Below are 23,058 nucleotides of genomic sequence, written 5' to 3'. Positions count from 1 at the left end.
TACATCGTGATCGAACGAGAAAACAAGTTCCACCCGCATCGGCTCGTGCTATTGCTTTGTGGCTGCGACAAATTTAACAGTCGACGCAGTCAGAATTGGATTTTGAGGCATGACGAATAACGGCATCCGGCGCATCGCAACTTTCAACCGCACCGCACTGATCTGCGCCGCGGCGGCGATGGCGCTTGCCGGATGCAACCTGACGGCGGAAGAGAAGGCCGCAGCCGCCGCCAAGCGAGCGGCGCCGACCGCCGTCGTCATGCCCGCCACCAAGGGCGAGGCTGTCGAAGGCGGCCTGGCGAAGTCGCCGGACGGCTATCCGAATTTCGGCGCGCCGCTGACGGCCGCCAATGTCCAGATGAGCGACGAGCAGGCGGCAGAACTGCAGCATCAGCTGACGGCCCTTGCTGCCCGGCGCAAGGCTGGTACGATCTCGGATGCCGAATATCAGGCGAAGGTCGCCGAGATGCGCCGCCTGGCTGCCGAGCACGGCGCGCAGACGCTCTCCGAAATCTCCAAATAAGCCTTGCCTTTCAGGCAATTTGGACGCAAAGCCTTCCGGATGGATCGGAAGATGCGATTTTCCCGATAATGCGTGGTTGCACGGCCTTTCCGTCAAAGATTTGCCGTGTCGCTTGGGTCTGATGAATACGGCGCTGCGATTCTGAAGTTCGTGTCGCAGCCGCCGGGAGACGGAACGAACTTCGACTGCGGCCCGAAATGCCGCCTTTCCATGGGGAATGAAATGGAAGAGTTTCACAAAGTCCGGCGTTTGCCGCCTTATGTTTTCGAACAGGTCAACCGTTTGAAAGCAAGCGCGCGAGCGGGCGGCGCCGATATCATCGATCTCGGCATGGGAAACCCTGACCTTCCCACTCCCCAGGCGATCGTCGACAAGCTCTGCGAGGTCGTGCAGGACCCGCGCACGCACCGTTATTCCTCCTCCAAGGGCATTCCCGGTCTGCGCCGCGCCCAGGCCGCCTATTATGCCCGCCGTTTCGGCGTCAAGCTGAACCCGGATACGCAGGTGGTCGCCACCCTCGGCTCCAAGGAAGGCTTCGCCAACATGGCGCAGGCGATCACCGCGCCCGGCGACGTGATCCTCTGCCCGAACCCGACCTATCCGATCCACGCCTTCGGCTTCCTGATGGCGGGCGGCGTGATCCGCTCGATGTCGGTGGAGCCGGACGAGACCTTCTTCCCGCCGCTTGAGCGCGCGGTCCGGCATTCGATCCCGAAGCCTCTGGCGCTGATTCTCAACTATCCCTCGAACCCGACAGCCTTTGTCGCGACGCTCGATTTCTACAAGGACGTCATTGCCTTCGCCAAGAAGCACGACATCATCGTGCTGTCCGACCTTGCCTATTCGGAGATCTATTTCGACGACACTCCGCCGCCGTCGGTTCTCGAAGTGCCTGGTGCAATGGATGTGACGGTCGAATTCACCTCCATGTCGAAGACCTTTTCCATGCCCGGCTGGCGCATGGGCTTTGCCGTTGGCAACGAGCGGCTGATCGCTGCGCTCACCCGCGTCAAGTCCTACCTCGATTACGGCGCCTTCACGCCGATCCAGGTGGCGGCGACCCACGCGCTGAACGGCGATGGCTCCGATATTGCGGAAGTCCGCAACGTCTACAAGCGCCGCCGCGACGTCATGGTCGAAAGCTTCGGTAAGGCCGGCTTCGAAGTGCCGCCGCCGGCCGCCACCATGTTCGCCTGGGCGAAGATCCCGGAAAAGTTCCGTCATCTCGGTTCGCTTGAGTTCTCCAAGCTGCTGGTCGAGAAGGCCGACGTCGCCGTTGCTCCGGGCATCGGCTTCGGCGAGATGGGCGACGACTACGTTCGTCTGGCGCTCGTCGAGAACGAACACCGCATCCGCCAGGCTGCGCGCAACATCAAGAAGTTCATGTCGACGGCTGACGAGACGATGCACAACGTCATCTCGCTCAACGCCCACCGTTAATTTCAACCTCGAAGACAGCCGCAGACCTGCGGCTGTCTCTCACCAGACATTTCAGGATCGATCCATGGCAGATGCCCTCAAAATCGGCATTGCGGGCTTGGGCACCGTTGGCGCTTCGCTCGTCCGCATCATTCAGCAGAAGAGCAACGAGCTTGCCGTCACCTGCGGGCGTCCGATTACGATCACCGCGGTCTCCGCGCGCGACAAGACGCAGGACCGAGGCGTCGATCTTTCTGCCGTCACCTGGTTCGATCGGCCTGAGGAACTGGCTGAAAAGGGCGATATCGACGTCTTCGTCGAGCTGATGGGCGGCGCCGAAGGGGCTGCCAACGTCTCTGTGCGCGCAGCGCTCCAGCGTGGTCTCCATGTGGTGACAGCCAATAAGGCGCTGCTTGCCTACCACGGCGTCGAGCTTGCGACGATCGCGGAAGAGAAGGGCTCGCTGCTGAATTTCGAGGCGGCGGTCGCCGGCGGTATCCCCGTCATCAAGGCGCTGCGCGAATCGCTGACGGGCAACGCCGTCTCGCGCATCTACGGCATCATGAACGGCACCTGCAATTACATCCTGACCAAGATGGAGAAGGAGGGGCTTTCCTTTTCCGAATGCCTCAAGGAGGCGCAGCGGCTGGGTTATGCCGAAGCCGATCCCGCCTTCGATATCGAAGGCAACGATACCGCCCATAAGCTCGCCATCCTGACGACGCTCGCCTTCGGCAATCGCATCGCGGCCGACGACATCTATCTCGAAGGCATCACCAATATCTCGATCGAGGATATCCACGCCGCAGCCGAGCTCGGCTATCGCATCAAGCTGCTCGGCGTTGCCCAGCGCACCGATACCGGCATCGAGCAGCGCGTGCACCCGACCATGGTGCCGGTCGATTCGGTCATCGCCCAGGTCGACGGCGTCACCAATGCGGTGGCGATCGAATCCGACGTGCTCGGCGAACTGCTGATGGTCGGTCCCGGCGCCGGCGGCAATGCGACGGCTTCGTCGGTACTCGGTGATATCGCTGATATCGCCAAGAGCCAGCCGGGCGCCCAGCGCGTTCCGGTGCTCGGCCATCCCGCCAAGGCGCTGGAGCCCTACCGCAAGGCGCAGATGCAGAGCCATGAGGGCGGTTATTTCATCCGCCTGACCGTGCTCGACCGCACCGGCGTCTTTGCAAGCGTCGCGACCCGCATGGCCGAAAACCACATCTCACTGGAATCGATCGTCCAGCGCTCCAAGCAGCACCTGGCGCCGTCTCACCACCAGACGATCATTCTCGTCACCCACGCGACGACGGAAGAATCGGTGCGCAAGGCCGTGGCCTCGATCAAGTCGGAAGGTTATCTCTTCGGCGAACCGCAGGTGATCCGGATCGAGCGGCCGAAAGAGGAAGGCTGAGTCCAGTCGGAAGCGGACGAACCCGCCCCGACGTCAAAGGGCGAATGGGTCGCCGTTTCCAAGCGGCGCGTTATTGGTAAAAGACATCTCGCTTCTCCGTTGGTGATGCGAGATGTCGAGCGCCCGATCGACTTCGGACAGCCGCTTCAACAGCTTTTCCGTTCGAAAGCTCGACAGGCCGCCGCCCAAGGGCGCCTGCGGATCCACCTGTTCAAATTTCATCAGATTATTCTTGGTCGTTACCAGCTTCGACCATGCTCTGCGTGCGGCTCTGCGCAATTTGGACAGGATTAAGCCGAAGAAGACGATGCCGGCGAGACGCGGGCTGAAACGGAAGATTTGCTTCAGTGAATTGGCCGCGTTTTTCCAATTTTTCGCGGCGATAAATTTCGAAAAAGCGTAGAGATGGACCGATGCGAGCGCGCAGTCGACGACCCATCGGGGAAGCTGCAGATTGCGGGCTATGGCGCCTTCATATACCGCGAGGAGCGATCGAGCCATTCTGGAACTGTCGGAAGACATGGCGGCCGAATGGATCCGGTATCCCACCAGACCAAGTGGGACAGCCTCGATCTTGAACGCCTCGGCGACCCGCAGCTCGTAATCCAGATCCTCACACCCGCCGATCCCGTGTTCTGCATAGGCAGAATCATAACCGCCGATCTCGTCATAGACCGCGCGGCGGATCATCAGGCCGCTGCCGTTTCCGACAAAACGAAAGATGAGGTGACGGGCAAGCACCGTCCCTCTCGCACTCAGGCCGGAGCTGGCTCTCGTGCAATAGCCCTCGGAATCAATGATGCGGTGAAGCGCATAGACGGCGCCCCAGTCGGGGGGCAGGGGATGAAGCGCCGACAGCAAGGTCTCGACATAGGAAGGATGCCAGAGATCATCCGCGTCGACGAAGGCGATATAATCTGATGTCGACGCCTCGATACCGATGTTGCGCGCTGCGGCCACCCCTCGATTTCCCGTGGAAATGATGCGGATTCGGGGATCGTCTGCTGCGATCCGACGACAGATATCAGGGGTTTCGTCCGTAGAGCCGTCGTCGATGATCAGAATTTCGAGATTCGCGTGTGTCTGCCCGGTGACCGACTGAAGCGTCGAGGCAATGTAGCGGCCCGCGTTATAGGCGGGAATGATGACCGAAACCTGTACTTCCGAGAGAGAGGTATCGCCCATCGCACTACTCCTCCCCAACCGCAGTCGGATGAAGGCGGATCTGGTTCTTCATCAATGCGGTGGTTGCCGATCTGTGGCTGACGATGATCAGTGTACGGGATTCATATTCCTTGAGCAGGAGGGAAAGCACGCGCGCTTCGGTCGGTTCGTCGAGCGCGCTGGTGGCTTCGTCCAGCAGCAGGATCTCCGGACGGCCCGCGAGCGCGCGGGCCAGGCCTATCCGCTGCCGCTGGCCGCCTGAAAGTCTTATCGCCTCATCTCCCAGCCATTCGTCGAAACCGTAAGGCAGATTCTCGATGAATTCGGTGGCGCAGGCCATATCCGCGGCCCGGCGAACCTCCTCCTCGGAAATATCGCGACGGAAGCGGATATTGTCGAGGACGGTGCCCTCCATGAGCTCGACATCCTGGCCGGCGACCGCGAGCAGCCGCAGCCAGCTGGAGCGCTCGATTGTCGAGAGAGCCTTGCCGTCAATTGTGATGTGGCCTTCGGTCGGCTGAATGAGATCGAGAAGCATGTTGATGATCGTCGTTTTACCGGAGCCACTAGGTCCGGTCAGAGCCGTCGTCTCGCCGGCCTTGATCGAGAAGCTGGCATGGTTCACGGCCGGCATCTTGGCTGCCTCGTAGAAGAAGGACACATCATGGAAGACGATCTCCCGCTTGAGATGCGAAACGTCGTCTCCGCCTGCGATGTTCCTGGCGTCGTCCTGTTCAGCAGTCAGCGCCAGCACGTTTTGCAGAGAGGCTTCGATTTCATGCAAGCGCAGCAGCTGTGAATCGAACTGCTTGATATGCGGCTGGAGCCTGTAAAGAAGGATGGTGGCAGACAGGGCGGCCTGGAAATCCACCGGCAGGACCTGCGAGGACAGGATGATCGTCAGGATCACGCCGAATGTCAGCGTCTCGCTCAAGAGCGAGGTCGCTGCCCCCATCCGGTCGGAGCGGCGCCAGGTTTCCCCCACCTTCCTGGACAAGGTCTCGAATAGACCCTTGTAACGATCTTCCAGCCCGAAACTCTTCACCGCTTTCATCGTTTGCAGCGTGGTCCAGGTCACATGGGTGAGTTCTTCCACCGCTGAAAGGCTGGTGGCCCCGAGACGCCGATAGGCGGCGGCAAACAAGCCGAGGCTCAGATTGTGGATGACGCCGAACACCACCGCGAGCACGGCGATCGGCCATGCCATGACAAGCATTCCAATCCCGAAGATTACAATGGTGCCGAGATTGACGCCAAGCCGCACGAGACTGGCGTGAGCCGAGGCCACCGAATAGGATTCGGTTGCGATCACATTGATCAGGTCGCTGCGCTCATAGTGCTGAAATCGCTGGAAGGGGATCGTCAGGATCTTTGCATAGAGCCGCTGACGAATGCTCTCGCTGATCTGATGGCTGACGGTGCTTGCGACGATCTCGTTGACGAAGCCGAGAACGATCCTGAGGATGATCGCGCATACGAGGATGGCGACCAGCATCGGTTTCGTCAGGGAGGATTCGAATCCGCCGAAGACGGCCGGAAGCCAGGCGACGGCCGAGCCGGAAAAAGGACCTTGCTGACTGAGCACGAAAACCAGGCTGACCAGCAAGGTGATCCCCACCATTTCCGACAGGCCGGTCAAGATGCCGGTGACGATCAGGATCGAGGTCTTAAGCCGGAGCGAGGGAACGAGCTCCAGAAGCTCGCGAAACCGCGCCGCGACAATGATGTTGAATGCGCTCGCCGATCTGCCGCCAATGGGTTTCCGTAGCTTCGTCATAAACGATCCGCCCGGGGCTCGCTGAAATGGCCGGCCCGTCCGGCTGACTTCGCTGCGACAAGCTCATAAAACGACGTGCCGCTGGCGGGGAGCGCAATGCTCATCGGTACCGCCCCTTTCGGCGGGGCGGGCGATTTGCCGGAGATACGCTTGACCAATCGCCTGCGTTGGCGTTTTGCAGCCCGCCAGAGATCCCTGGCCGTGCGGACGGCGAGCGTTGACGGAAACCTCCTGACGAGGAGGGGCGCCAGTTGCATGGCCTGGGCGTAATCGCCGCCGTAGAACGACTTCTTGAAATACCAGCGTGCCGTATCGAATTCCGCCAGGGTCGCCGTTTCGGCGAGACCGGGATGGCGCTGCTTGATATCGGCCATCACAAGGCCGTGCGATTTCAGCATACGCGAGGCATTGCTCGACATGTTGCCGGCGGTGAAGCGATATCCGGTCAGGAAATCAGGAACCAATGCAAAGGGCAGCCTTTCTGCCAATGCCAGATAAAGCTTCAGGTCCTCGCATCCTTCGGCTCCCTGGTCGCGCAGGCCGGCATCATAACCGCCACACGCCAGCACCTCATCACGCGGCATAAGTGGCGTGCTGCCATTGCCGATGAAATTTTCCCTGACCATCGCTTCGAAGATGTCACCCTCATGGATCACGGGTCTCGAATGGCCGAAAATCACGTCGCTGCCGTCAATTGCCGCATACCAGTTGTAGGCGACGCCGCGGCCCATGGGGAATTTCCCGAGCGCCTGAACCTGCATCTCGATTTTTCGGGGGTGCCAGAGATCATCGGCATCGATTGGTGCGACGTAGCTGCCTCTTGCTTCCCGGACGCCGTGGTTGCGTGCGCGCGCAACGCCTCCGTTCTCCTGGCGGAGAAGGCGGACGCGGGGATCGGAAAGGCCGTACTCCTTTGCCAATTCGAAGGTTCCGTCCCGGGAACCATCGTCCACGACGAGTATCTCCAGCTGTTCATAGGTCTGGGCCGACACGCTTCGCAGCGTTTGCGCCAACGTCTTTTCCGCGTTGTATGCGGGGATGACGACGGTAACCAAAGGGGAACTGGTGGTCATGGCGCTCATCCGATGAAGGCGTCGGGTTGACCCATCATTTCGGCAAAAGCCTTGATGGGTAAGTCGCCGCGAACTTCCAGCCGCGGAAGGGAGAGCAGCTTGTCCGAAAACTCCGCCTTGGCCGGCTTCGTGGTAAAGCCGATCTCATAACCAGCCTCCGCCAGGATGCCCGGAACGCGGAAATCCGTACTGCCGTAGGGAAGTGCGATGGAGGTCGCGGCAGCGCCGAGACGGTTCTCCAGCGTGTTGCGGGAAAGGACCGCTTCGGTGAGCAATGTGCGGTTATCAAGCGCGCTTGCTGGCCGGTGAGACGCCAGATGAGAGCCGAACCGGATGCCTTGTCGATGGAGATCCTCGATATCCTGCCACGACATCAAAGGCGCCGGCTCACCGTAGGAGGCATCCCAGTCCGATCGGCCCCCCACCTTGTCCGTCACCACGAAAACATCAGCCCCGAAGCCGTTCTCGGCAAGGATGGGAGAGGCATGGGTGAGGAAATCGACATAGGCGTCGTCGAACGTCAGCACAACAGGTCGCCCCTGGATTGGTTTTCCGGCCCGAAGCAATTGGGCCAGAACATGCGTCGTCAGCGTGTAATAGCCCTGCCGTCGCAGAAACTGCATCTGCTGGCGGAATATGTCAGGTGCGATCCGGTAACGCCGCAGCCGATCCGGGCCGTCGCCCGAGATCCTGTGATACATCAGCACCGGAATCGACATCGTCGTCTCGTTCGACCACGCCGCCTGTCGATCGACGCCGGCGGGTCCCCAGATAATGTGCTTGGCCACATCGGTTTCCAAAGGAACCCCATGCTTTTCGACCCGCATCGTGTGGGCGGAGGTCTCGCGCTTGCGGAACCGGTGAATGGCGTAAAGCTCGGTCTCGATCGTTTCTTCCAGCGTCAGTTCCGGCAGGTTTGAAAGCACTTTCCTGATCGTGCCGATGCCGAACGGATTGCTCCAATCGAAACCGGTTCTATCAGGCTCGTCACGCCGAAGATGAGCGTGAGCGGTGATCAGATATCCATCCGGCTTCAAGGCCGCGGCGATCTTTCGGCAGACCCGTTCCAGGACTGCTTCGTCATCCATGTAATAGAGGACTTCCGAGCACACGATCAGATCCTGCCCGCCCGGAATGTCGTCGCCTGCGAAATCAAGGACACGAAACTCGGCGTTGCGGCTCTCCCGGCATCGTTCGGATGCCCTTTCGATTGCGCGCCTGGAGATATCCGTGGCCGTCAGCATCCCGACCTTCTGCGCGAGCTTTGCGGAGAATATTCCCTCCGCACAGGCAAGCTCCAGGGCCTTGCCTATGTCATCGGGCACCAGGCTCAGCGTCTGCTCGTATTTGACCTGTTCATAGATGGAGAGATAATTCCAGGGATCGGGACGCTCGAAGACGCGCTCCCAATATTCTTCCTTGGAAATGGCCTCGGAGGGAACGGCTTCTTTTCCAGTTTGTTTTTCGCGATGCTCGGCCGCGACGGCGTTATGCAACGGCTCACTGCCCGGCTCTGCCTTCGAAAAGGAGGGGCCATTGTTTTTCCCGCCGTCCGCGGACGATTTTACAAGGGCATTCTCGCGTGTCGAGCGCACGAGGCGGCTGAGCCGCCCCCGCCGCCTTCCTCCCCGCCGAAGGATTCCAAGAAAGCCTCTGTAGTTGCGCAGCGCTTCGGAAGACCAACGGCGCGCATAGGCGAATGTCATTGGCGTGGGCAGCCGGTCGCCCGCATACATTTCCCTGACGATCAGATGCACTTGTGCGCCGACGGACAGATCCCCCCAGAGCGGCCCGACATGGGTGCCGACATGCTCCTGACCGGCCGAAAGCTGGAATAGCAGCGTATCGGCTTCGGCTGCCTTGGTAATCCTGGCGAGCCGCTTGACGTCGACGCCGGCCGTCTGGACACGCCCGAGTTTGAAAGAACGCGAGACCGCTTCCGACGACAATCGCCAGGCAAGAAGCTGCTCTATCTTTCGTGCGGTTCCGGGAAGCGAATGGCGTTCGATAAGGCTGAGGAGGTGAGAAACTGCCGGCGCCCAGGAGTCGATGACGTCAATCAAGTCGGCGGTATTCTGGACCAGCCGCCCCGTCCTCAACCCATGAAGGATCACCAAGGCCATAAGATCTTCGGAGCCTGAAGCATCGGGAAATTCCGGCAGAAGCTCGGCCAGTTTCGCGAGATCGGCTTCCGGGCAAAGATTTGCCGAAGCAACCCAGACCAGCATGCGAAGCTGGCTGAGGGCCGGCGTCAGCCAGGCGGCGTCCTCATGCTGCGTCGGCAAGCCGCGCTCCGATTGCAGAGCCTCAGCCCTTTTGGTGACGAAAACCGCATCCCGCACCATCTTGATCGGGTCAGCCGACAGGGAGCCCGCTTTCATGCGGTAGAAGGCGAGGCATTTGCCCACTCGTTCGAAACGGGCTCCGGCAAGCGCCATGCGAAGCCAGAGATCCCAATCCTCGCAGGTTTGCAGCGCGGCATCCATACCGCCAACCTGCTTGAAAAGGCTGCGCGGAAAGACCGCCGTGTGAATGGCCAGCGCACAGAAAGACGACAACTCCTGGATTGCGCGATCGCCCATGAGATCGGGCGCGTCCTCGATCTTCAGCATCCGGCCATCTGATGTAACGCGGCGATAGCTACAATGGGCTATGACAGGCTGAGACTGGTCCTTGGCGACCGGCATCATGCTCGCGATGAATGTGGGGTCCAGCCAATCGTCCGCATCGAGCATGCAGAGCAGGGGGGCAAGCGCAAGCTCGGCGGCGGCGTTGCGCGCCGCGGCGGCGCCGGCGTTTGGCTGGCGGTGGATCGTGATGCGGCTGTCTGCCCCGGCAAGGCTTTCGAGCACCTCCCAGGTTTCGTCGCGCGAACCGTCGTCCACCACGACCGCCTGCCAGCTTGTGACCGTCTGATTTTTCAGGCTGCCCAGGCAGTCTTCCAGCGTGGCAGCGGCATTGAAGGCCGGGATGAGAAATGAGATTGCAGGCTTCGGCGCAGTCACCATGGCTGCATTTTCCAGCGGCTGAGAAGATAAAAAGCGCCATGTAGGCTGCCGAGAACCTCTTCCTTCAGAAAAAAGTCGTGCGAAGTCGCTCCCTTTCTCAGCCGCTTTTTCCACCTTTTGAAATAATACTGGGGAAGTGCGACCAGGATGCGGCGCAAATTGCCTCGATTGCCGGTGTTCTGGTACTGGACCAGCAGCGCCGCCACATGGCCGCTCATATATTGATGGATCTGCTTCGCCAGTCCTTCCATCTCCTTACGATGGAAATGCCACGAGACCGCCGTCGGTTCGTAACGACAGGTCTGGCCGTGATGGAGGAGGCGATTCCAGAATTCGGAGTCGCCGGAACAGCCGGCCGCTCCCATGTCCAGCCGGACATCGAACAAGCCGGAATCATCGAATACCTTCCGGCGAAACGCCTGACTTGCTCCCGCACCGACCAGCCAGACCGGTGCTCCATATCGTTCGTTCTGGCGATAGAAGTGCTGATCGAAGTCCTTGCGGCGATAACCCCGGCCGAACCCCCAATGGGTTTCGAATATCAGCTGAGCGGGCGTGGAAAGCTCTCCGGGAAGGACAAGGCCGGTGACACATCCGATTTCGGGCGCATCGAACGCTTTCATCAGATTTTCGAGCCATCGTTCGTGAAGCACCACGTCATCATCGGTGAATGCGACAAATTCGGTCTTTGCAGCGCGCACGGCAGCATTGCGGGCATAATCCAGCCCGATCCTGTCTTCTCGGACATAGGTGGCGCCGGCCGCCTCCACGACGCGACGCGTGGCATCGCCGGCCGATGCGTTGTCGACCACGATGATTTCGACCGGAGGAAGGGATTGCTTCGGCACGGATGCCAGGCACCGGGCAAGTTCCTCTGGCCGATCCTTGGTGCAGATGAGAACGCTGACATCGCGGTTCACGATCGGCGCCTGCGTGACCCGCCGCGCATGTTCGATAATGTCAGGCTGCACGGTCTTTGCAGACAATGCAGCCGGATCTTCGGTCGTTTCGACATAGGCCTGGCCCATGGGAAGACCTTCGGACATGAAAACCACGAGCCCGGCGCCGATCGCCGGAGCATCCGCACCGGCATCATACGAGGAGAGATCCAGGTAGTGGGTGGGCATGGGAAAGACGACGTCTTTCATGTCGCGCGGGATCGTTCCCCTCATCGGCACGCTCATCTCATAGGCTGGAGAAACCGCTCAGTTGCACGGATTTACCCTGGCGCGCGCGGTGGGCGACGATTGAACTGGATTTCGGAGCGCGCGGCTTCATCTCCTCCCTGAACCAGTCGAGGGTCTTGGCGACACCTTCCTCATAGCTGATCTTGCAGGACCATTCCGGCATCACATACTTGGCGTTGGTCAGGTCAGGCCGCCGGTTCGTCGGGTCCTGCGGCGGCGACGGCTTGAAGACGATCGGCACGCCGCCCATCAGGCTGGAGACATATTTGGCGACCTCGAGCACCGAGATTTCGCGGTCGTTGCCGACGTTGAGCGGTCCCTTGTAATCGGTCTCGTTCATCCAGAAATAATGGGCAAAGCCCTCGGTGATATCGTCGACATAACCCCAGCTGCGCGATTGCAGCCCGTCGCCGAAGACGGTGATCGGCCGGCCGCTCAGCGCCTGGGTGATGAAATTGGAAACGGCGCGGCCGTCATCCGGCCGCGTGCGCGGCCCATAACAGTTGAACGGACGCACGACCCTGACGTCGAGGCCTTCGGTGCGCTGCAGCTCGAACAGCAGCGATTCGGTGCAGCGCTTGCTTTCGTCATAGGAAGAGCGCGGCCCGGTGCAGTCGACCTGGCCCTTGTAGCTTTCCGGCTGCGGCGAGACCAACGGATCGCCATAGACTTCCGAGGATGAGGTGAAGCAGAAGCGGCCGCCCTTCTTCAGGAGGTCGAGCAGGCGGAAGGCGCCGAGCAGGTTTGCGGCAATCGTCCGCTTCGGTTCTTTCATGTACCAGGGCGGCGAGGCCGGAGAAGCGAAATGGTAGATCTCGTCGAATTTCTCCGATGTCTGAAGAGTTTCGGCGTCGGAGCGGACGAAATGGAACCGCGAATCCTTGATGTGCGCTAGATTCTCCGCCCGGCCGGTCCAGAGATTGTCGACGACGACGAGCTTTTCGACATCGTTGCGAAGCAAAAGCTTGTCGCACATGTGCGAACCAATGAAACCAGCCCCGCCTGCTACTAGAACTCTCTTCATTTCGCCAACTCCTACATGGCTGTTATGCCTTAATTAGTCTCTCGTGATATAACGAAGTCAATCTACCCCTGCGCTATTGATATTATTAACATTAATGCACGCGAAGGCGCTGTGACGATGGTCAATTGCGCGAGGTCATGAAGCCGTTCATCGAGAAGCGTGGTCTCAAAGCAGCGGCAGACGTCTCTTCGGGGTCCATTCCGGGCCGCCATCCGCTCGGCGATCGAACCGCTCGACCGCTATGATCGCTTTGAATATTTCTTTTCGGCAGTATTGAGACGCAGGCTTCTTTTTGCCGGTTTCGAGTTTTTCACAACCGCCTTATTGTACGCCGGTTCAGCCGCAAAACTTTTTGTGACTTGTGTAACATCCCCTAACGGAAGCCTATATTAACAGATACCGAAATATTGATAGAATTAAACCGGAAGTGGTGAGTCGTCGGCCGGGAGATTTTCATGAATAAGGACAGCCATGCCGGGAAGGGGCATGGCTTACCGAGTGAGGTGCCGCCGGAGCGTCCTGATATGCTCGAGGAAGCCCTCAAACCGATCCGCCATGAAACTCGCCGAGAGGCTCGGGAGTGGATTGACGGCGGCAAGGACAGGGAAGGCCGAAACTGGGCCATTCTACTGACGTTGTTTTCGTTCCTGCTGGTGCAGCTGGCCGGCATCGCCCTGATCATCTGGGCGATATTCTGGTAAAAAGCCGTGTCTGCAAACCCGTCGCTATGTTATCTCCGCTGCTCCTGTAAAAAGAGCAGATGAAGTCAGCGGAGTTTGGCATGGCAGATCTCGTCGATCCGGTACAGCGCGCGTTTCTCGGCGTGGAGAAATCCGCGCTCGACAATCGCTGGGTCGCGCGGCTCGATCAGGCCGGGCAGAACCGGGCCTTGGCGATGTCGCAGATCCACGGACTGCCGGATCTGATCGCCCGCGTGCTGGCCGGGCGCGGCGTGACGGTGGACGAGGCGATCGAATTCCTCGATCCGACGATCCGCAGCCTGATGCCCGATCCCCATAAGCTGACCGACTGCGAAAAGGCCGCCACCCGCCTTGTGAGTGCGATCGAGCGCGGCGAGAACGTCGCGATCTTCGGCGACTACGACGTCGACGGAGCGGCTTCTTCGGCGCTGATGTTCCGCTTTCTCAGCCATTTCGGCGTCAAGGCGAACATTTATATTCCCGACCGCATCTTCGAAGGTTACGGGCCTAATCCGACTGCGATCAACCAATTGATCGACAACGGCGCTCAACTGATCGTCACCGTCGATTGCGGCTCCACCAGCCACGAGGCGCTAGCTGCCGCTGCCGCGCGCAACATCGATGTCGTCGTCATCGATCACCATCAGGTGACACACGCGCTGCCGCCCTGCCATGCGCTCGTCAATCCGAACCGCGAGGACGATCTCTCGGGGCAGGGACATCTTTGCGCTGCCGGCGTGGTTTTCATGGTGCTGGTCGCGACGCTGAGATTGCTGCGCGCCGCCGGCAACAAGCGCATCCTGGCGATCGACCTGCTGCAATGGCTTGACATCGTGGCGCTTGCGACGGTCTGCGATGTCGTGCCGCTGAAGGGCCTCAACCGCGCCTATGTGGTGAAGGGGCTGGTCGCTGCCCGCCACCAGAGCAATGCCGGGCTTGCCGCACTCTTTCGCAAGGCGGGGCTCGCAGGTCCCGTCACACCCTATCATTTCGGCTTCCTGATCGGCCCGCGCATCAATGCCGGAGGGCGGATCGGCGATGCGGCGCTTGGAAGCCGCCTGTTGACGCTCGAAGATGCCGGGGAGGCGGAATTGATCGCGCAGCGCCTCGACGAGCTCAACCGGGAGCGTCAGGCGATGGAGGCGATCATGCTGCAGGAAGCGGAAGCCGAGGCGCTCGCCGAATATGGCGACGGCGAGGGGGCCTCCGTCATCGTCACGGCCCACGAGAAATGGCATCCCGGCATCGTCGGCCTGATCGCGGCGCGGCTGAAGGAGAAGTTCAAGCGGCCCGCCTTCGCGATCGCTTTCGATCCCTCCGGCCGCGGCACCGGTTCCGGCCGCTCCATCAACGGCTTCGACATGGGCAAGATGGTGCGGGCTGCGGTCGATGAGGGGATTCTCGTCAAGGGCGGCGGCCATGCCATGGCCGCAGGATTAACGGTCGAGCGCGCCGATCTCGGCAGGCTGAGGACCTTCTTCACGGAGAAGGCCGCAAGGACGGTTGCCGGCCTCGTCGCCAACGAGACGTTGAAGATCGATGGTGCGATCGGCGCGAGCGGCGCCACCCTGGAACTCATCGACCGGCTGGAGGCCGCCGGTCCTTACGGCTCTGGCCATTCGCAACCGCTCTTTGCGGTGCCTGCGCATCGTGTGCGCGATGCGCGGCTCGTCGGCGAGAAACATGTGAAGGTGACGCTGGAGGCAATGGACGGATCGAGGCTCGACGGCATCGCTTTCCGCGCCGCCGACACGGCCCTCGGCAACCTGCTGCTCAACTCACGCGGCGCCAGCCTGCATGTCGCGGGCTCGCTCGGCGCGGATCATTACCAGGGCGCGCGCCGCATCCAGCTACGCGTCTGCGACGCAGCGCCGGCGAAATAGGACTGACGCGCAAGCGCTTGAAAGACATGGGATTTGGAGAGAAGAAGTGGCACGCCCTAGGGGAGTCGAACCCCTCTTCCCAGAATGAAAATCTGGTGTCCTAACCGATAGACGAAGGGCGCTTCCTTCGTGGTGGCGCCCTTATAGTCAGCACCTTCGAAAGCCGCAAGCGCCAAGACGCGAAAAAATCATCGTTTTCGTCGATTTTTTTCGGCTGTGGAAAACCGCGCCGCCGCGGGAAGGCGAAGCCGGAGAAAGATCGGCGTTGGGGAGGGTTTCGGCCGGATTACACGACCAAGCTGGTACGCCCTAGGGGAGTCGAACCCCTCTTTACAGAATGAGAATCTGTCGTCCTAACCGATAGACGAAGGGCGCAGGCCAACTTCGTTAAAATAGGAAAGCGCAGTGACATCTGCAAGCAGATCACGAAATACTGCGATAATTGAGGGAAAGTGGCACGCCCTAGGGGAGTCGAACCCCTCTTCCCAGAATGAAAATCTGGTGTCCTAACCGATAGACGAAGGGCGCTTCCTTCGTGGTGGCGCCCTTATAGTCAGGCACTTTCAATCCGGCAAGCGGCAAATTCGATTTTTTTCAAAAAAATGACAGATATTTCGGCTGGCATATTATTGTGGATTAGGTTAGCCGAATCAATGGTTTGTGAGCGTTGCTGCAAGCCGGTGGGTGTGATCTGACGTTGCGTTATGCCAATTCGCCCTTGCGGGATCAGATCGCTCTTGCGGTCGTTATTGGCGCGCGTTTACCGCCGCAACCCCAGTTCCAGTCACGGGTTTTGCCGGTATCGACATGGATCGAATCCGTGTGGCAATAGGTACCGACGCCACCGCGGCTCGGCAGCGAGCGGATATAAGCGGCGATATCCCATTTCGATACGCCGTCGATCTGGATGTCGGCGGCCTCGCAGCTTTTATGCATCGATTCGTCGGCGCCGCCGACCAGACGGTTATGCTCTTCGTCGCGATAGCCTGACGTGACCATCACGGGCCGGCCGAAATGGGTCTCGGCGGCCTTGATGATTTTCAAGAGGTCCGGCTTGAAGCAGCCGACTTCGACATTGTCGTTCTGAAGATGCAGCCCGTTCGGCGCGATACGCGTCATGCCGGGGAGGGCCGTCTTGTGCAGGAGGCCCGAGAGGCTGCCGAGCAGGTTCTGTTTCGGGGCGCTGTAAAGCGCATTCATGGTCGAGGCTGGAATGCTGCCGGTCGCCAGTGATGCGGTTTGAACGGGGGCCACCTGCGTGCTGGTATTTTGCGAGGACTGTTGCGGCAGCACCGGCTCCGCCTGTTGTCCGGACACGGGCTGCTGGCTGTAGACGCTGCTTCTCGCGGGTGAGACGCCTTCGGCCGGCGCATAGGAATTGACGCCCTGCGGCTGAATGATGGTGGACGTGCTGTTGTTCTGCGGCGCCGGTTGATGATCGGAGAAGATGCTCATCGCCTGCGCATTGATCCGGGTCGACTGCATGACGAGCCCGCCGATATTGGCGGGCGCCGCCGTTGCGGGATCTGCGGGCGGGGCGGCGGCATTCGGATCCTGCGCAACGACCTGAGGAGCGGCTTGAGCGCCGGAGACGTTTACAAGGTGAGGATCGGTGTACATCGAGCGTCGGCCGGATGTTGCAGGCGCTGCAGCGGCAGCCTGAGGTGCCGCAGCCTGCACTGCCGACGCCGCTGGAATGGCCGCGGCGGAATCGAGCGCCTTCTTGTCCGACACGCAACCAGCCAGCGCCAGCACCGAAGTGGCGATCAGCAAAGCGCCCGTCAGGGGCATCCGCAGCTCAGTATTACGCAAGCGACCGGTCTCCAGTTGATGCGGAAAACGGGCAAAAACGCCTTTTACCGCTTCGAGTCAGCCGGAGATTGCCTGCGGGGCCGGATCGCGGCAAGCGCCAAGGCGCCGGCCGGACCCGAAATCGCAAAAGCCGCAAGCTTCGCAAAAGCCTGGCGGCGAAAAGCCTTACCAGGCGCCGGTATTGCCCATCGAGGCCCAGGGTTCGGCGGCCGGAAGAGGGCTGCCCTTCTGTAGGATTTCGATCGAGATGCCGTCCGGCGAGCGCACGAAGGCCATGTTCCCGTCGCGCGGCGGGCGGTTGATGGTGATGCCGTTGTCCATCAGCTTCTGGCAGGTCGCATAAATATCGTCGACCTCATAGGCAAGGTGGCCGAAATTGCGTCCTCCGCTATAATCTTCCGTATCCCAGTTGTAGGTGAGCTCGAGGCAGGGGGCCTTTTCGCTGCGCGCACGGTCGACATCATCGCGAGCGGCCAGGAAAACCAGGGTGTAGCGGCCCTTCTCGTTTTCGTGGCGGCGGATCTCCTCCAGCCCGAACAGGGTGGTATAAAAGGCGAGCGAAGCGTCCAGGTTTTTGACGCGAACCATAGTGTGGAGATAACGCATTCTATTTACTCCTTTATTGGGGCTAGCCCTTTTCGGCCAGCCGTGGTCAGCTTCGGGCAAGTCATCTTTATAAAATGTGCAGCTGGGAATAACCGAAAACTAGGACTTGCGCTTATCCGTTACCAAGATGTTAATCTTGATTTCAAGAATCAGTTAACCGTAACAGTGTGACGCGTATTCGAGGGGCTGGCGACAATGGCAGACAGGATTTCAGCGAACCAATACTCCGATCTCGACGAGCTGTCGGGTGAGGCGGTCGATCTTGTCGAAATCACCGGGGTCGTCAAGTGGTTCGACGTCGCCAAGGGTTTCGGCTTCATCGTGCCTGACAACGGCATGCAGGACGTTCTCCTGCACGTGACCTGCCTTCGCCGCGACGGTTATCAGACGATCCTCGAGGGAACGCGCATCGTCGCCCTCATCCAGCGCCGCGAGCGCGGCTACCAGGCTTTCAAGATCCTCTCGATGGACCAGTCGACGGCGGTCCATCCCTCGCAGCTGCCGCCGGTGCGCACGCATGTGCAGGTCACCGCGACGAGCGGGCTCGAGCGCGCCCTCGTCAAGTGGTTCAACCGCACCAAGGGCTTCGGCTTCCTGACGCGCGGCGAGGGCACGGAAGACATTTTCGTGCACATGGAAACGCTCCGCCGCTTCGGCCTGACGGAACTGCGCCCGGGCCAGGTCGTCCTCGTCCGCTTCGGCGACGGCGAAAAGGGCCTGATGGCTGCGGAAATCCATCCCGACGTACCGAGCCCGGCAAGCCGGTCGCACTGATATGCGCGGCCCCATTCTGTTTCATGCGATAATAAGCGCCATTATGGCGCTTTTTTTCATGGCCGCTCTGCCGGCTTTGGCCGAGGACGAGATCAGGTTCGACAAGCAACCGCTGCTCATCCAGACCGCTGCGGGCAAGACGCTGCATTTCACCGTCGAGGTCGCCTCATCAGCCGATCAGCGTGCCCGCGGGCTGATGTTCCGCAAGACGATGGCCGCTGACGCCGGCATGATCTTCGATTTCGGCCAATCGCGGCGCGTCGCCATGTGGATGGAAAATACCATCCTGTCGCTCGACATGCTCTTTGCCGACGACACCGGCACGATTCGCCACATCAAGGAAAATGCCACGCCCTATTCCCGCGACATCATCGATTCGATGGGCGAGGTGAAATACGTCGTCGAACTCAACGCCGGCGTCGTCGCCAAACTCGGAATCAAGCCGGGCGACAGGATCGTCAGCGCCACGACGACAAACAAGGCCAAGTGACGGCGACGCCTAGCCCGCGCACGTGACTGCTCGTGCGGGCGCAAGAAATCAACAATATCAGGATATTGAATGGTCGGAGTGGAGAGATTCGAACTCCCGACCCTCTGGTCCCAAACCAGATGCGCTACCAGACTGCGCTACACTCCGTACCGTGAATGGCAGGGGGAATACACGGTTCACTTCTCCGTCGCAACCCATAATCCGGCGCTTGCAGGAGATTCCTCGCCTGATGTGTGGATACGAACAGCAAAGAACTTATGGAGCGCCGGTTTGCCTTACGGGCACAACTGAACGTCAAGACGAAGGGCCTGCCTCAGCCCCGGCCGAGCAGGCCGATATATTGGGCATAGCTGATGGCAACGTAGAAGAAAGCCGTAATGCCAGCCCCGATCATAATGGCATTGAACTCTGCCGAACGTCTCATCATGACTGCAATCCCTGGAACCCGACTGGCCGTAAACTAGTGCCGAGGAGCCTATGCGGCAATCTGGTTGCAATCACAACATGAGACAATCGGTAACATAGCGCAATCCGGCCTGGCAAATTCCCTTGAATTTCAAGGCGCGGCAGCCGCCTTCCCGGAGGATGTATCCACAGGCGCTTCGGCTGCCGATACTTGTTTCTTCGCCACGCCGACCGTCACGAGATGGAGCCGGCGGCAGTGTCATGCGCCGCCTTTTTTCTTGAAAAACCGGGGATTCGCGGATAAGCAAATTCATCTCTTCGCATTATCCTTGGCGATGAAGCAAAAGCCCGGCAACGGGATTGAGACCAAAACATTCGGAGACGCCGCAGTCATGTCTGCCAAGATCTATCGTCCAGCCAAGACCGCCATGCAGTCCGGCAAGGCCAAGACCCATCTCTGGGTGCTCGAGTTCGATCAGGAGTCGCCGCGCAAGATCGATCCGATGATGGGTTACACCTCCTCCGGCGACACGCGTCAGCAGGTGAAGCTCACTTTCGAAACGCAGGCGCTCGCAGAAGCCTATGCCCAGCGCAACGGCATCGAATACCGCGTCATCGCGCCGAAGGACCCGGCCCGTCAGGTCGTCGCCTATCCGGATAATTTCCGCTATACCCGCACGCAACCCTGGACGCACTGAGATTTCTCGTCCACATATGCCGCATCTATCGCACCGCCAAGTGCGATGAGCAGACGGCCCCTTAGCTCAGCTGGATAGAGCACCTGCCTTCTAAGCAGGTTGTCGCAGGTTCGATTCCTGCAGGGGTCGCCATAAATTTATGCAGCGCCAGATACGTCTGGACTATCTCCAAGAACTCTGGACTCTGCGCCCCATACGTCTGGACTCAACGTCGGGCGTGATCTTTGGACTCCGCAATATTAGAACGTATACGGTCCTGAATAAACTGGGGATAATGGTCAGGCCCAAAGGGATCGCTTGGCCAATCTGACTCCCCTAGTTCGAGAACTTTGCCTACTCCTTGATCAGGGCATGCAACATTTCCGAGGTTGCAAAAACTGTGTGAGCCGTTGGGAAGCTTTCTATGTGTCCGATGGCGGGATCGGAAGTCAAGATGATCAACTCGACGTCGTCGTTCAGGCGCTCCCCGATTCTTGATTTGATGGCCTTTAGAGTGCTGACGCACGCCTGTTCCAGGTGAACAATAGCTACCACGTTGCAATCGTTGAAGTTTTCGAGATGGGTTCGGGATATTTCCACCAAGGTTCTGTCGAAAGAAGTCTTCCTCCTGTGGGTCCAAACGCATCCAACCTCCACTGCCAGGCCATCTTCTTCCAGTGATCTTACAAGCGCCGGGCCTACGGCATCTGCATCCTTCGTTTCGATGACCAGGCCCACGCGAACGGATTCCCTTTTACCAATGCGGGTGAGTTGGGTTACGAGGACAGAGGCCAGTGTTTTCCCAATTTCGTCTGTGGATCGTGTGGTGGCCATATCGCTCCCCTTTTCCTAAATTGTCTCCCGATAGGGCTATACGCGCAAGTGGCTCGAGAGCGGTGAATCCAGAGGTATGAGGTGATCGTGCCTTTGAGTCCGAAGGTATGAGGCACGGAGTCCAGCCTCAACTGGTTCGCCGAACGAAATTCGGCCGAGAAATCAGTGTTACCGAGTCCAGATGTATCTGGCGAGGCTCACGTTTTCTCCAGCGCCACATGCCGCAATGAGGTGCGGCAGATCATCCGCCATACTCCAAATTGACAAGACAACGGCTAATTGTTCGCGGTTTCAGAAAGCGCAATAGTTCCTCCTTTGGTTACGGGGGAAGCTATGTCTGCACAATACAAAACAAGCTGCTATTTAAATGAAACGGATAGGCCGACACTCGCAATGTCGGTGCAGATTACCTATGACCTGCTACTAGGTCCGGAAAATCTAATAAGGTTGCGCGATGGCATTCCGGAGACAGCAGAATCGATGGGACTTAACCCTGAAGAATACGCGCTCTTAGCAGGTGCTATCGACGATTTATTTCGCCGACAAGAAGATATGGCAGAGGTTACAAGTGATACTGCAGCCGCCGCAGAGTCGCCTTGGTCAAGCCTGCCCAGCAGGGTTGCATTTGCCATGATGGAACAGTACGGCATCCGGAACGACGATACCCTTCATATACGGGCAGATGTTCATCCTCCAAATGCGGACATCGTCTTTTCAATTGGAAACGCCTCGGCGCGCGTACCGATCACAAGAGATGAACTTCCAGCCCTTCAACATGATCTGCAGGGGCTGCGGGAGATTTGCCAGAACCCAAATCACGACGAGATTCTCCCGGCGTTGCAGGCCGCCAAAGACATCGGCATTGTTACTACCAAAGTCGGAGCCTGTATGGCGGGAATTGCGATCGCGGCAGAAACCGGCGGCCTCGAAGCGTTCTTGGCATTTGATATGTGCGTCGAGGCGGGTCGTTCATTTTCCAACTTGATGGATGGGATCGACGCACAGAACGAACAAGCAAAACAACAGGCCGAGCGAGAATTGTGCAAAGACCACGACACAGGCATGGGAGGAGCGCCTGGAAATGGGGGCGGTATCGGCGCTAGCACTAAATTTGGTGAAACATTGAAGGACTTTTCCTAGCCGACACCTGAGGTTGCCTCATAACACGGGCACTGGTGCTCCCGTCGTCATGGGTTTCGCGATGTAATCCGAAAAATACCACACTTCCGCTATCGGCGGTCATGAGTCCAAGCGTACCAGGAGATTGGCCCTGCCGAGTCCAAAGGAATGAGGCGCGGAGTCCAAGTTCGACTGGCACACTGGTTGGGATTTGCCAACGAAAACAGCGAACCGGAGTCCAGACGTTTCAGGCGGCTCATATTTCTCTAGCGCCACACGCGTTTGGACAATCTCCTCCACAATGTCTGGATTCTACGCCTCCTCATTCGTCTGGATTCTCAGATGTGTTAATTTGGAGAGCCGCGGCCTTGCGCTCCATACGTTCACGTTTGACGAGGCGACGGAACTCATGGACCGGAATTCCTGAGCTAGATTTTGCAAGTTCAGATCGACGACGGAGTTCGGCGAGGAATTCTGGGGGCATGTGACTAAAGAAGGCTTCTTCATCGTCTGTAAGCGGTGTGTCTTCGGTCTGGATAGCATTGCGCTGCGAATTCCGCCATTCTCTGACACGTCCCAATGTTATCTCGTTGACCTCTTCAGCGATACCTTCCTCTACGAGAAAACTCTGGGAGGTTGAACCTACGTTGGCGTCCTCTGTGGCTACGCGATCAGTTTCGTTTTTCGACATCGCCCTGCGCCCCTATTTTTGCTCTTGGTATTGTAGGCGACGAGGCGACCGGCCGAAACGCCGAGTCCAGACGTATGAGGTGATTTGACCTTGGAGTCCGGAGGTATACGGCGCAGAGTCCAGCATCAACTGGTACGGCGTCTGAAATTCATCAGCGTAAACAATGTTTCCGAGTCCAGGGGCATCTGGCAAGGCTCAAAATTCACTGACACCAGCAACCTTTCATTCGACGAATCGACGAGACTTTGGGATCCGAGCGCCTGACGCTCTGCCGCCCCCTAAAGGCTGGCTGACACCCGTCGAAAAGTTGCGGCGCGCGGATGAAACCACCGCTCGGGCTATGCCCTCCCGGTGATCTCATCCACGCGCCGAAGCAGCCGGCTTTTACGCGCCGCACGGCGGGTTTTTACTCCGCCGCTGACATATTCAATATTTTTAGAGCGATTGCTGTGGCGATCGGACGACCGCCACAGCTGACTT

The 23,058-nt window shown here is 59.3% G+C and carries 19 protein-coding genes and 5 tRNA genes; 10 read left to right on the top strand and 14 right to left on the bottom strand.

The window, feature by feature from the left end; genetic code table 11:
- Positions 1-109: 109 nt before the first annotated feature.
- The 3 genes from ATY78_RS03110 to ATY78_RS03100 all read left to right on the top strand — a co-directional run bounded on the left by ATY78_RS03110 (position 110) and on the right by ATY78_RS03100 (position 3,353).
- Positions 110-523 carry a hypothetical protein gene (locus ATY78_RS03110; RefSeq protein WP_088680892.1) on the top strand — a complete coding sequence of 138 codons (414 nt, stop codon included), beginning with the start codon at positions 110-112 and terminating at the stop codon, positions 521-523.
- A gap of 222 nt (positions 524-745) precedes the next feature.
- Positions 746-1,963, top strand: coding sequence for an LL-diaminopimelate aminotransferase (locus ATY78_RS03105; RefSeq protein ID WP_088680891.1), 1,218 nt, complete (start codon positions 746-748; stop codon positions 1,961-1,963).
- A gap of 64 nt (positions 1,964-2,027) precedes the next feature.
- Positions 2,028-3,353 (top strand): homoserine dehydrogenase, encoded by a 1,326-nt coding sequence (locus ATY78_RS03100; RefSeq protein ID WP_088680890.1) that lies wholly within the window; start codon positions 2,028-2,030, stop codon positions 3,351-3,353.
- Between the two features lie 33 nt (positions 3,354-3,386).
- On the opposite strand, the gene ATY78_RS03095 is transcribed toward ATY78_RS03100, so the two are convergent.
- Genes ATY78_RS03095 through ATY78_RS03070 form a run of 6 tightly spaced genes read right to left on the bottom strand, consistent with a single transcriptional unit; the run spans position 3,387 to position 12,586 of the window.
- A complete protein-coding gene (locus ATY78_RS03095; RefSeq protein ID WP_088680889.1) occupies positions 3,387-4,538 on the bottom strand; it encodes a glycosyltransferase family 2 protein in 1,152 nt (383 codons plus the stop codon).
- 4 nt (positions 4,539-4,542) lie between these two features.
- Positions 4,543-6,294 carry an ABC transporter ATP-binding protein gene (locus ATY78_RS03090; protein ID WP_088680888.1) on the bottom strand — a complete coding sequence of 584 codons (1,752 nt, stop codon included), beginning with the start codon at positions 6,292-6,294 and terminating at the stop codon, positions 4,543-4,545.
- Positions 6,291-7,367 (bottom strand): glycosyltransferase family 2 protein, encoded by a 1,077-nt coding sequence (locus tag ATY78_RS03085; protein WP_088680887.1) that lies wholly within the window; start codon positions 7,365-7,367, stop codon positions 6,291-6,293. The genes ATY78_RS03090 and ATY78_RS03085 overlap by 4 nt, the downstream gene beginning before the upstream one ends.
- Positions 7,368-7,372: 5 nt before the next feature.
- Positions 7,373-10,375: a trifunctional glycosyltransferase/class I SAM-dependent methyltransferase/polysaccharide deacetylase gene (locus ATY78_RS03080; RefSeq protein ID WP_088680886.1), complete on the bottom strand. Its 3,003-nt coding sequence runs from the start codon at positions 10,373-10,375 to the stop codon at positions 7,373-7,375.
- Complete coding sequence (locus tag ATY78_RS03075; protein WP_088681034.1) at positions 10,369-11,547, bottom strand: glycosyltransferase; 1,179 nt, start codon at positions 11,545-11,547, stop codon at positions 10,369-10,371. Before ATY78_RS03075 ends, ATY78_RS03080 begins: the two co-directional genes overlap by 7 nt.
- Positions 11,548-11,560: 13 nt before the next feature.
- Entirely contained in the window at positions 11,561-12,586 is a 1,026-nt protein-coding gene (locus ATY78_RS03070; RefSeq protein ID WP_088680885.1) for an NAD-dependent epimerase/dehydratase family protein, read from the bottom strand.
- 455 nt (positions 12,587-13,041) lie between these two features.
- On the opposite strand from ATY78_RS03070, the gene ATY78_RS03065 reads away from it, so the two are divergent.
- Positions 13,042-13,287, top strand: a complete 246-nt coding sequence (locus ATY78_RS03065; protein ID WP_088680884.1) for a hypothetical protein — start codon at positions 13,042-13,044, stop codon at positions 13,285-13,287.
- An 80-nt stretch (positions 13,288-13,367) separates the two neighbouring features.
- Positions 13,368-15,170, top strand: coding sequence for a single-stranded-DNA-specific exonuclease RecJ (gene recJ, locus ATY78_RS03060; protein ID WP_088680883.1), 1,803 nt, complete (start codon positions 13,368-13,370; stop codon positions 15,168-15,170).
- A 47-nt stretch (positions 15,171-15,217) separates the two neighbouring features.
- Here recJ and ATY78_RS03055 read toward each other — a convergent pair.
- From ATY78_RS03055 to gloA, 5 genes are all read right to left on the bottom strand, one after another.
- Positions 15,218-15,292: transfer RNA gene (locus tag ATY78_RS03055), tRNA-Glu, on the bottom strand.
- 178 nt (positions 15,293-15,470) lie between these two features.
- Positions 15,471-15,545: transfer RNA gene (locus tag ATY78_RS03050), tRNA-Glu, on the bottom strand.
- 78 nt (positions 15,546-15,623) lie between these two features.
- A tRNA-Glu gene (locus ATY78_RS03045) sits at positions 15,624-15,698 on the bottom strand.
- Positions 15,699-15,896: 198 nt separating this feature from the next.
- Positions 15,897-16,982, bottom strand: coding sequence for a D-Ala-D-Ala carboxypeptidase family metallohydrolase (locus ATY78_RS03040; RefSeq protein ID WP_088680882.1), 1,086 nt, complete (start codon positions 16,980-16,982; stop codon positions 15,897-15,899).
- A 165-nt stretch (positions 16,983-17,147) separates the two neighbouring features.
- Positions 17,148-17,588, bottom strand: coding sequence for a lactoylglutathione lyase (gene gloA / locus ATY78_RS03035; protein WP_088680881.1), 441 nt, complete (start codon positions 17,586-17,588; stop codon positions 17,148-17,150).
- Positions 17,589-17,783: 195 nt separating this feature from the next.
- Between gloA and ATY78_RS03030 the strand changes: the two genes are divergently transcribed.
- Both ATY78_RS03030 and ATY78_RS03025 read left to right on the top strand, forming a co-directional pair.
- On the top strand, positions 17,784-18,362 hold the full coding sequence (locus ATY78_RS03030; protein WP_088680880.1) for a cold-shock protein: 579 nt from the start codon (positions 17,784-17,786) through the stop codon (positions 18,360-18,362).
- Between the two features lies 1 nt (position 18,363).
- Positions 18,364-18,852, top strand: a complete 489-nt coding sequence (locus tag ATY78_RS03025; protein WP_088680879.1) for a DUF192 domain-containing protein — start codon at positions 18,364-18,366, stop codon at positions 18,850-18,852.
- A gap of 70 nt (positions 18,853-18,922) precedes the next feature.
- On the opposite strand, the gene ATY78_RS03020 is transcribed toward ATY78_RS03025, so the two are convergent.
- Positions 18,923-18,999 (bottom strand) — tRNA-Pro (locus tag ATY78_RS03020).
- Positions 19,000-19,649: 650 nt separating this feature from the next.
- On the opposite strand from ATY78_RS03020, the gene ATY78_RS03015 reads away from it, so the two are divergent.
- Positions 19,650-19,955 (top strand): ETC complex I subunit, encoded by a 306-nt coding sequence (locus ATY78_RS03015; protein ID WP_088681033.1) that lies wholly within the window; start codon positions 19,650-19,652, stop codon positions 19,953-19,955.
- A 55-nt stretch (positions 19,956-20,010) separates the two neighbouring features.
- A tRNA-Arg gene (locus tag ATY78_RS03010) sits at positions 20,011-20,087 on the top strand.
- 201 nt (positions 20,088-20,288) lie between these two features.
- On the opposite strand, the gene ATY78_RS03005 is transcribed toward ATY78_RS03010, so the two are convergent.
- Positions 20,289-20,768, bottom strand: a complete 480-nt coding sequence (locus tag ATY78_RS03005) for a hypothetical protein (RefSeq protein ID WP_088680878.1) — start codon at positions 20,766-20,768, stop codon at positions 20,289-20,291.
- A gap of 333 nt (positions 20,769-21,101) precedes the next feature.
- On the opposite strand from ATY78_RS03005, the gene ATY78_RS03000 reads away from it, so the two are divergent.
- Positions 21,102-21,908 (top strand): hypothetical protein, encoded by an 807-nt coding sequence (locus ATY78_RS03000; protein ID WP_141105616.1) that lies wholly within the window; start codon positions 21,102-21,104, stop codon positions 21,906-21,908.
- Between the two features lie 301 nt (positions 21,909-22,209).
- On the opposite strand, the gene ATY78_RS02995 is transcribed toward ATY78_RS03000, so the two are convergent.
- On the bottom strand, positions 22,210-22,578 hold the full coding sequence (locus ATY78_RS02995) for a hypothetical protein (RefSeq protein ID WP_088680876.1): 369 nt from the start codon (positions 22,576-22,578) through the stop codon (positions 22,210-22,212).
- Between the last annotated feature and the right edge of the window lie 480 nt (positions 22,579-23,058).

It is taken from the genome of Rhizobium sp. R635 (assembly GCF_002211285.1).
Classification (GTDB): domain Bacteria; phylum Pseudomonadota; class Alphaproteobacteria; order Rhizobiales; family Rhizobiaceae; genus Rhizobium.
Note: the sequence above shows the minus strand (reverse complement) of the source record. Positions and strands in the feature narration are given on the sequence as shown.

Excerpts from the sequence above, each read along its gene's own strand:
- ATY78_RS03110 (WP_088680892.1), top strand. The coding sequence starts at position 110 with ATGACGAATAACGGCATCCGGCGCATCGCAACTTTCAACCGCACCGCA.
- ATY78_RS03105 (WP_088680891.1), top strand. The coding sequence starts at position 746 with ATGGAAGAGTTTCACAAAGTCCGGCGTTTGCCGCCTTATGTTTTCGAA.
- ATY78_RS03100 (WP_088680890.1), top strand. The coding sequence starts at position 2,028 with ATGGCAGATGCCCTCAAAATCGGCATTGCGGGCTTGGGCACCGTTGGC.
- ATY78_RS03095 (WP_088680889.1), bottom strand. The coding sequence starts at position 4,538 with ATGGGCGATACCTCTCTCTCGGAAGTACAGGTTTCGGTCATCATTCCC.
- ATY78_RS03090 (WP_088680888.1), bottom strand. The coding sequence starts at position 6,294 with ATGACGAAGCTACGGAAACCCATTGGCGGCAGATCGGCGAGCGCATTC.
- ATY78_RS03085 (WP_088680887.1), bottom strand. The coding sequence starts at position 7,367 with ATGACCACCAGTTCCCCTTTGGTTACCGTCGTCATCCCCGCATACAAC.
- ATY78_RS03080 (WP_088680886.1), bottom strand. The coding sequence starts at position 10,375 with ATGGTGACTGCGCCGAAGCCTGCAATCTCATTTCTCATCCCGGCCTTC.
- ATY78_RS03075 (WP_088681034.1), bottom strand. The coding sequence starts at position 11,547 with ATGAGGGGAACGATCCCGCGCGACATGAAAGACGTCGTCTTTCCCATG.
- ATY78_RS03070 (WP_088680885.1), bottom strand. The coding sequence starts at position 12,586 with ATGAAGAGAGTTCTAGTAGCAGGCGGGGCTGGTTTCATTGGTTCGCAC.
- ATY78_RS03065 (WP_088680884.1), top strand. The coding sequence starts at position 13,042 with ATGAATAAGGACAGCCATGCCGGGAAGGGGCATGGCTTACCGAGTGAG.
- recJ (WP_088680883.1), top strand. The coding sequence starts at position 13,368 with ATGGCAGATCTCGTCGATCCGGTACAGCGCGCGTTTCTCGGCGTGGAG.
- gloA (WP_088680881.1), bottom strand. The coding sequence starts at position 17,588 with ATGCGTTATCTCCACACTATGGTTCGCGTCAAAAACCTGGACGCTTCG.
- ATY78_RS03030 (WP_088680880.1), top strand. The coding sequence starts at position 17,784 with ATGGCAGACAGGATTTCAGCGAACCAATACTCCGATCTCGACGAGCTG.
- ATY78_RS03025 (WP_088680879.1), top strand. The coding sequence starts at position 18,364 with ATGCGCGGCCCCATTCTGTTTCATGCGATAATAAGCGCCATTATGGCG.
- ATY78_RS03015 (WP_088681033.1), top strand. The coding sequence starts at position 19,650 with ATGTCTGCCAAGATCTATCGTCCAGCCAAGACCGCCATGCAGTCCGGC.
- ATY78_RS03005 (WP_088680878.1), bottom strand. The coding sequence starts at position 20,768 with ATGGCCACCACACGATCCACAGACGAAATTGGGAAAACACTGGCCTCT.
- ATY78_RS03000 (WP_141105616.1), top strand. The coding sequence starts at position 21,102 with ATGTCTGCACAATACAAAACAAGCTGCTATTTAAATGAAACGGATAGG.
- ATY78_RS02995 (WP_088680876.1), bottom strand. The coding sequence starts at position 22,578 with ATGTCGAAAAACGAAACTGATCGCGTAGCCACAGAGGACGCCAACGTA.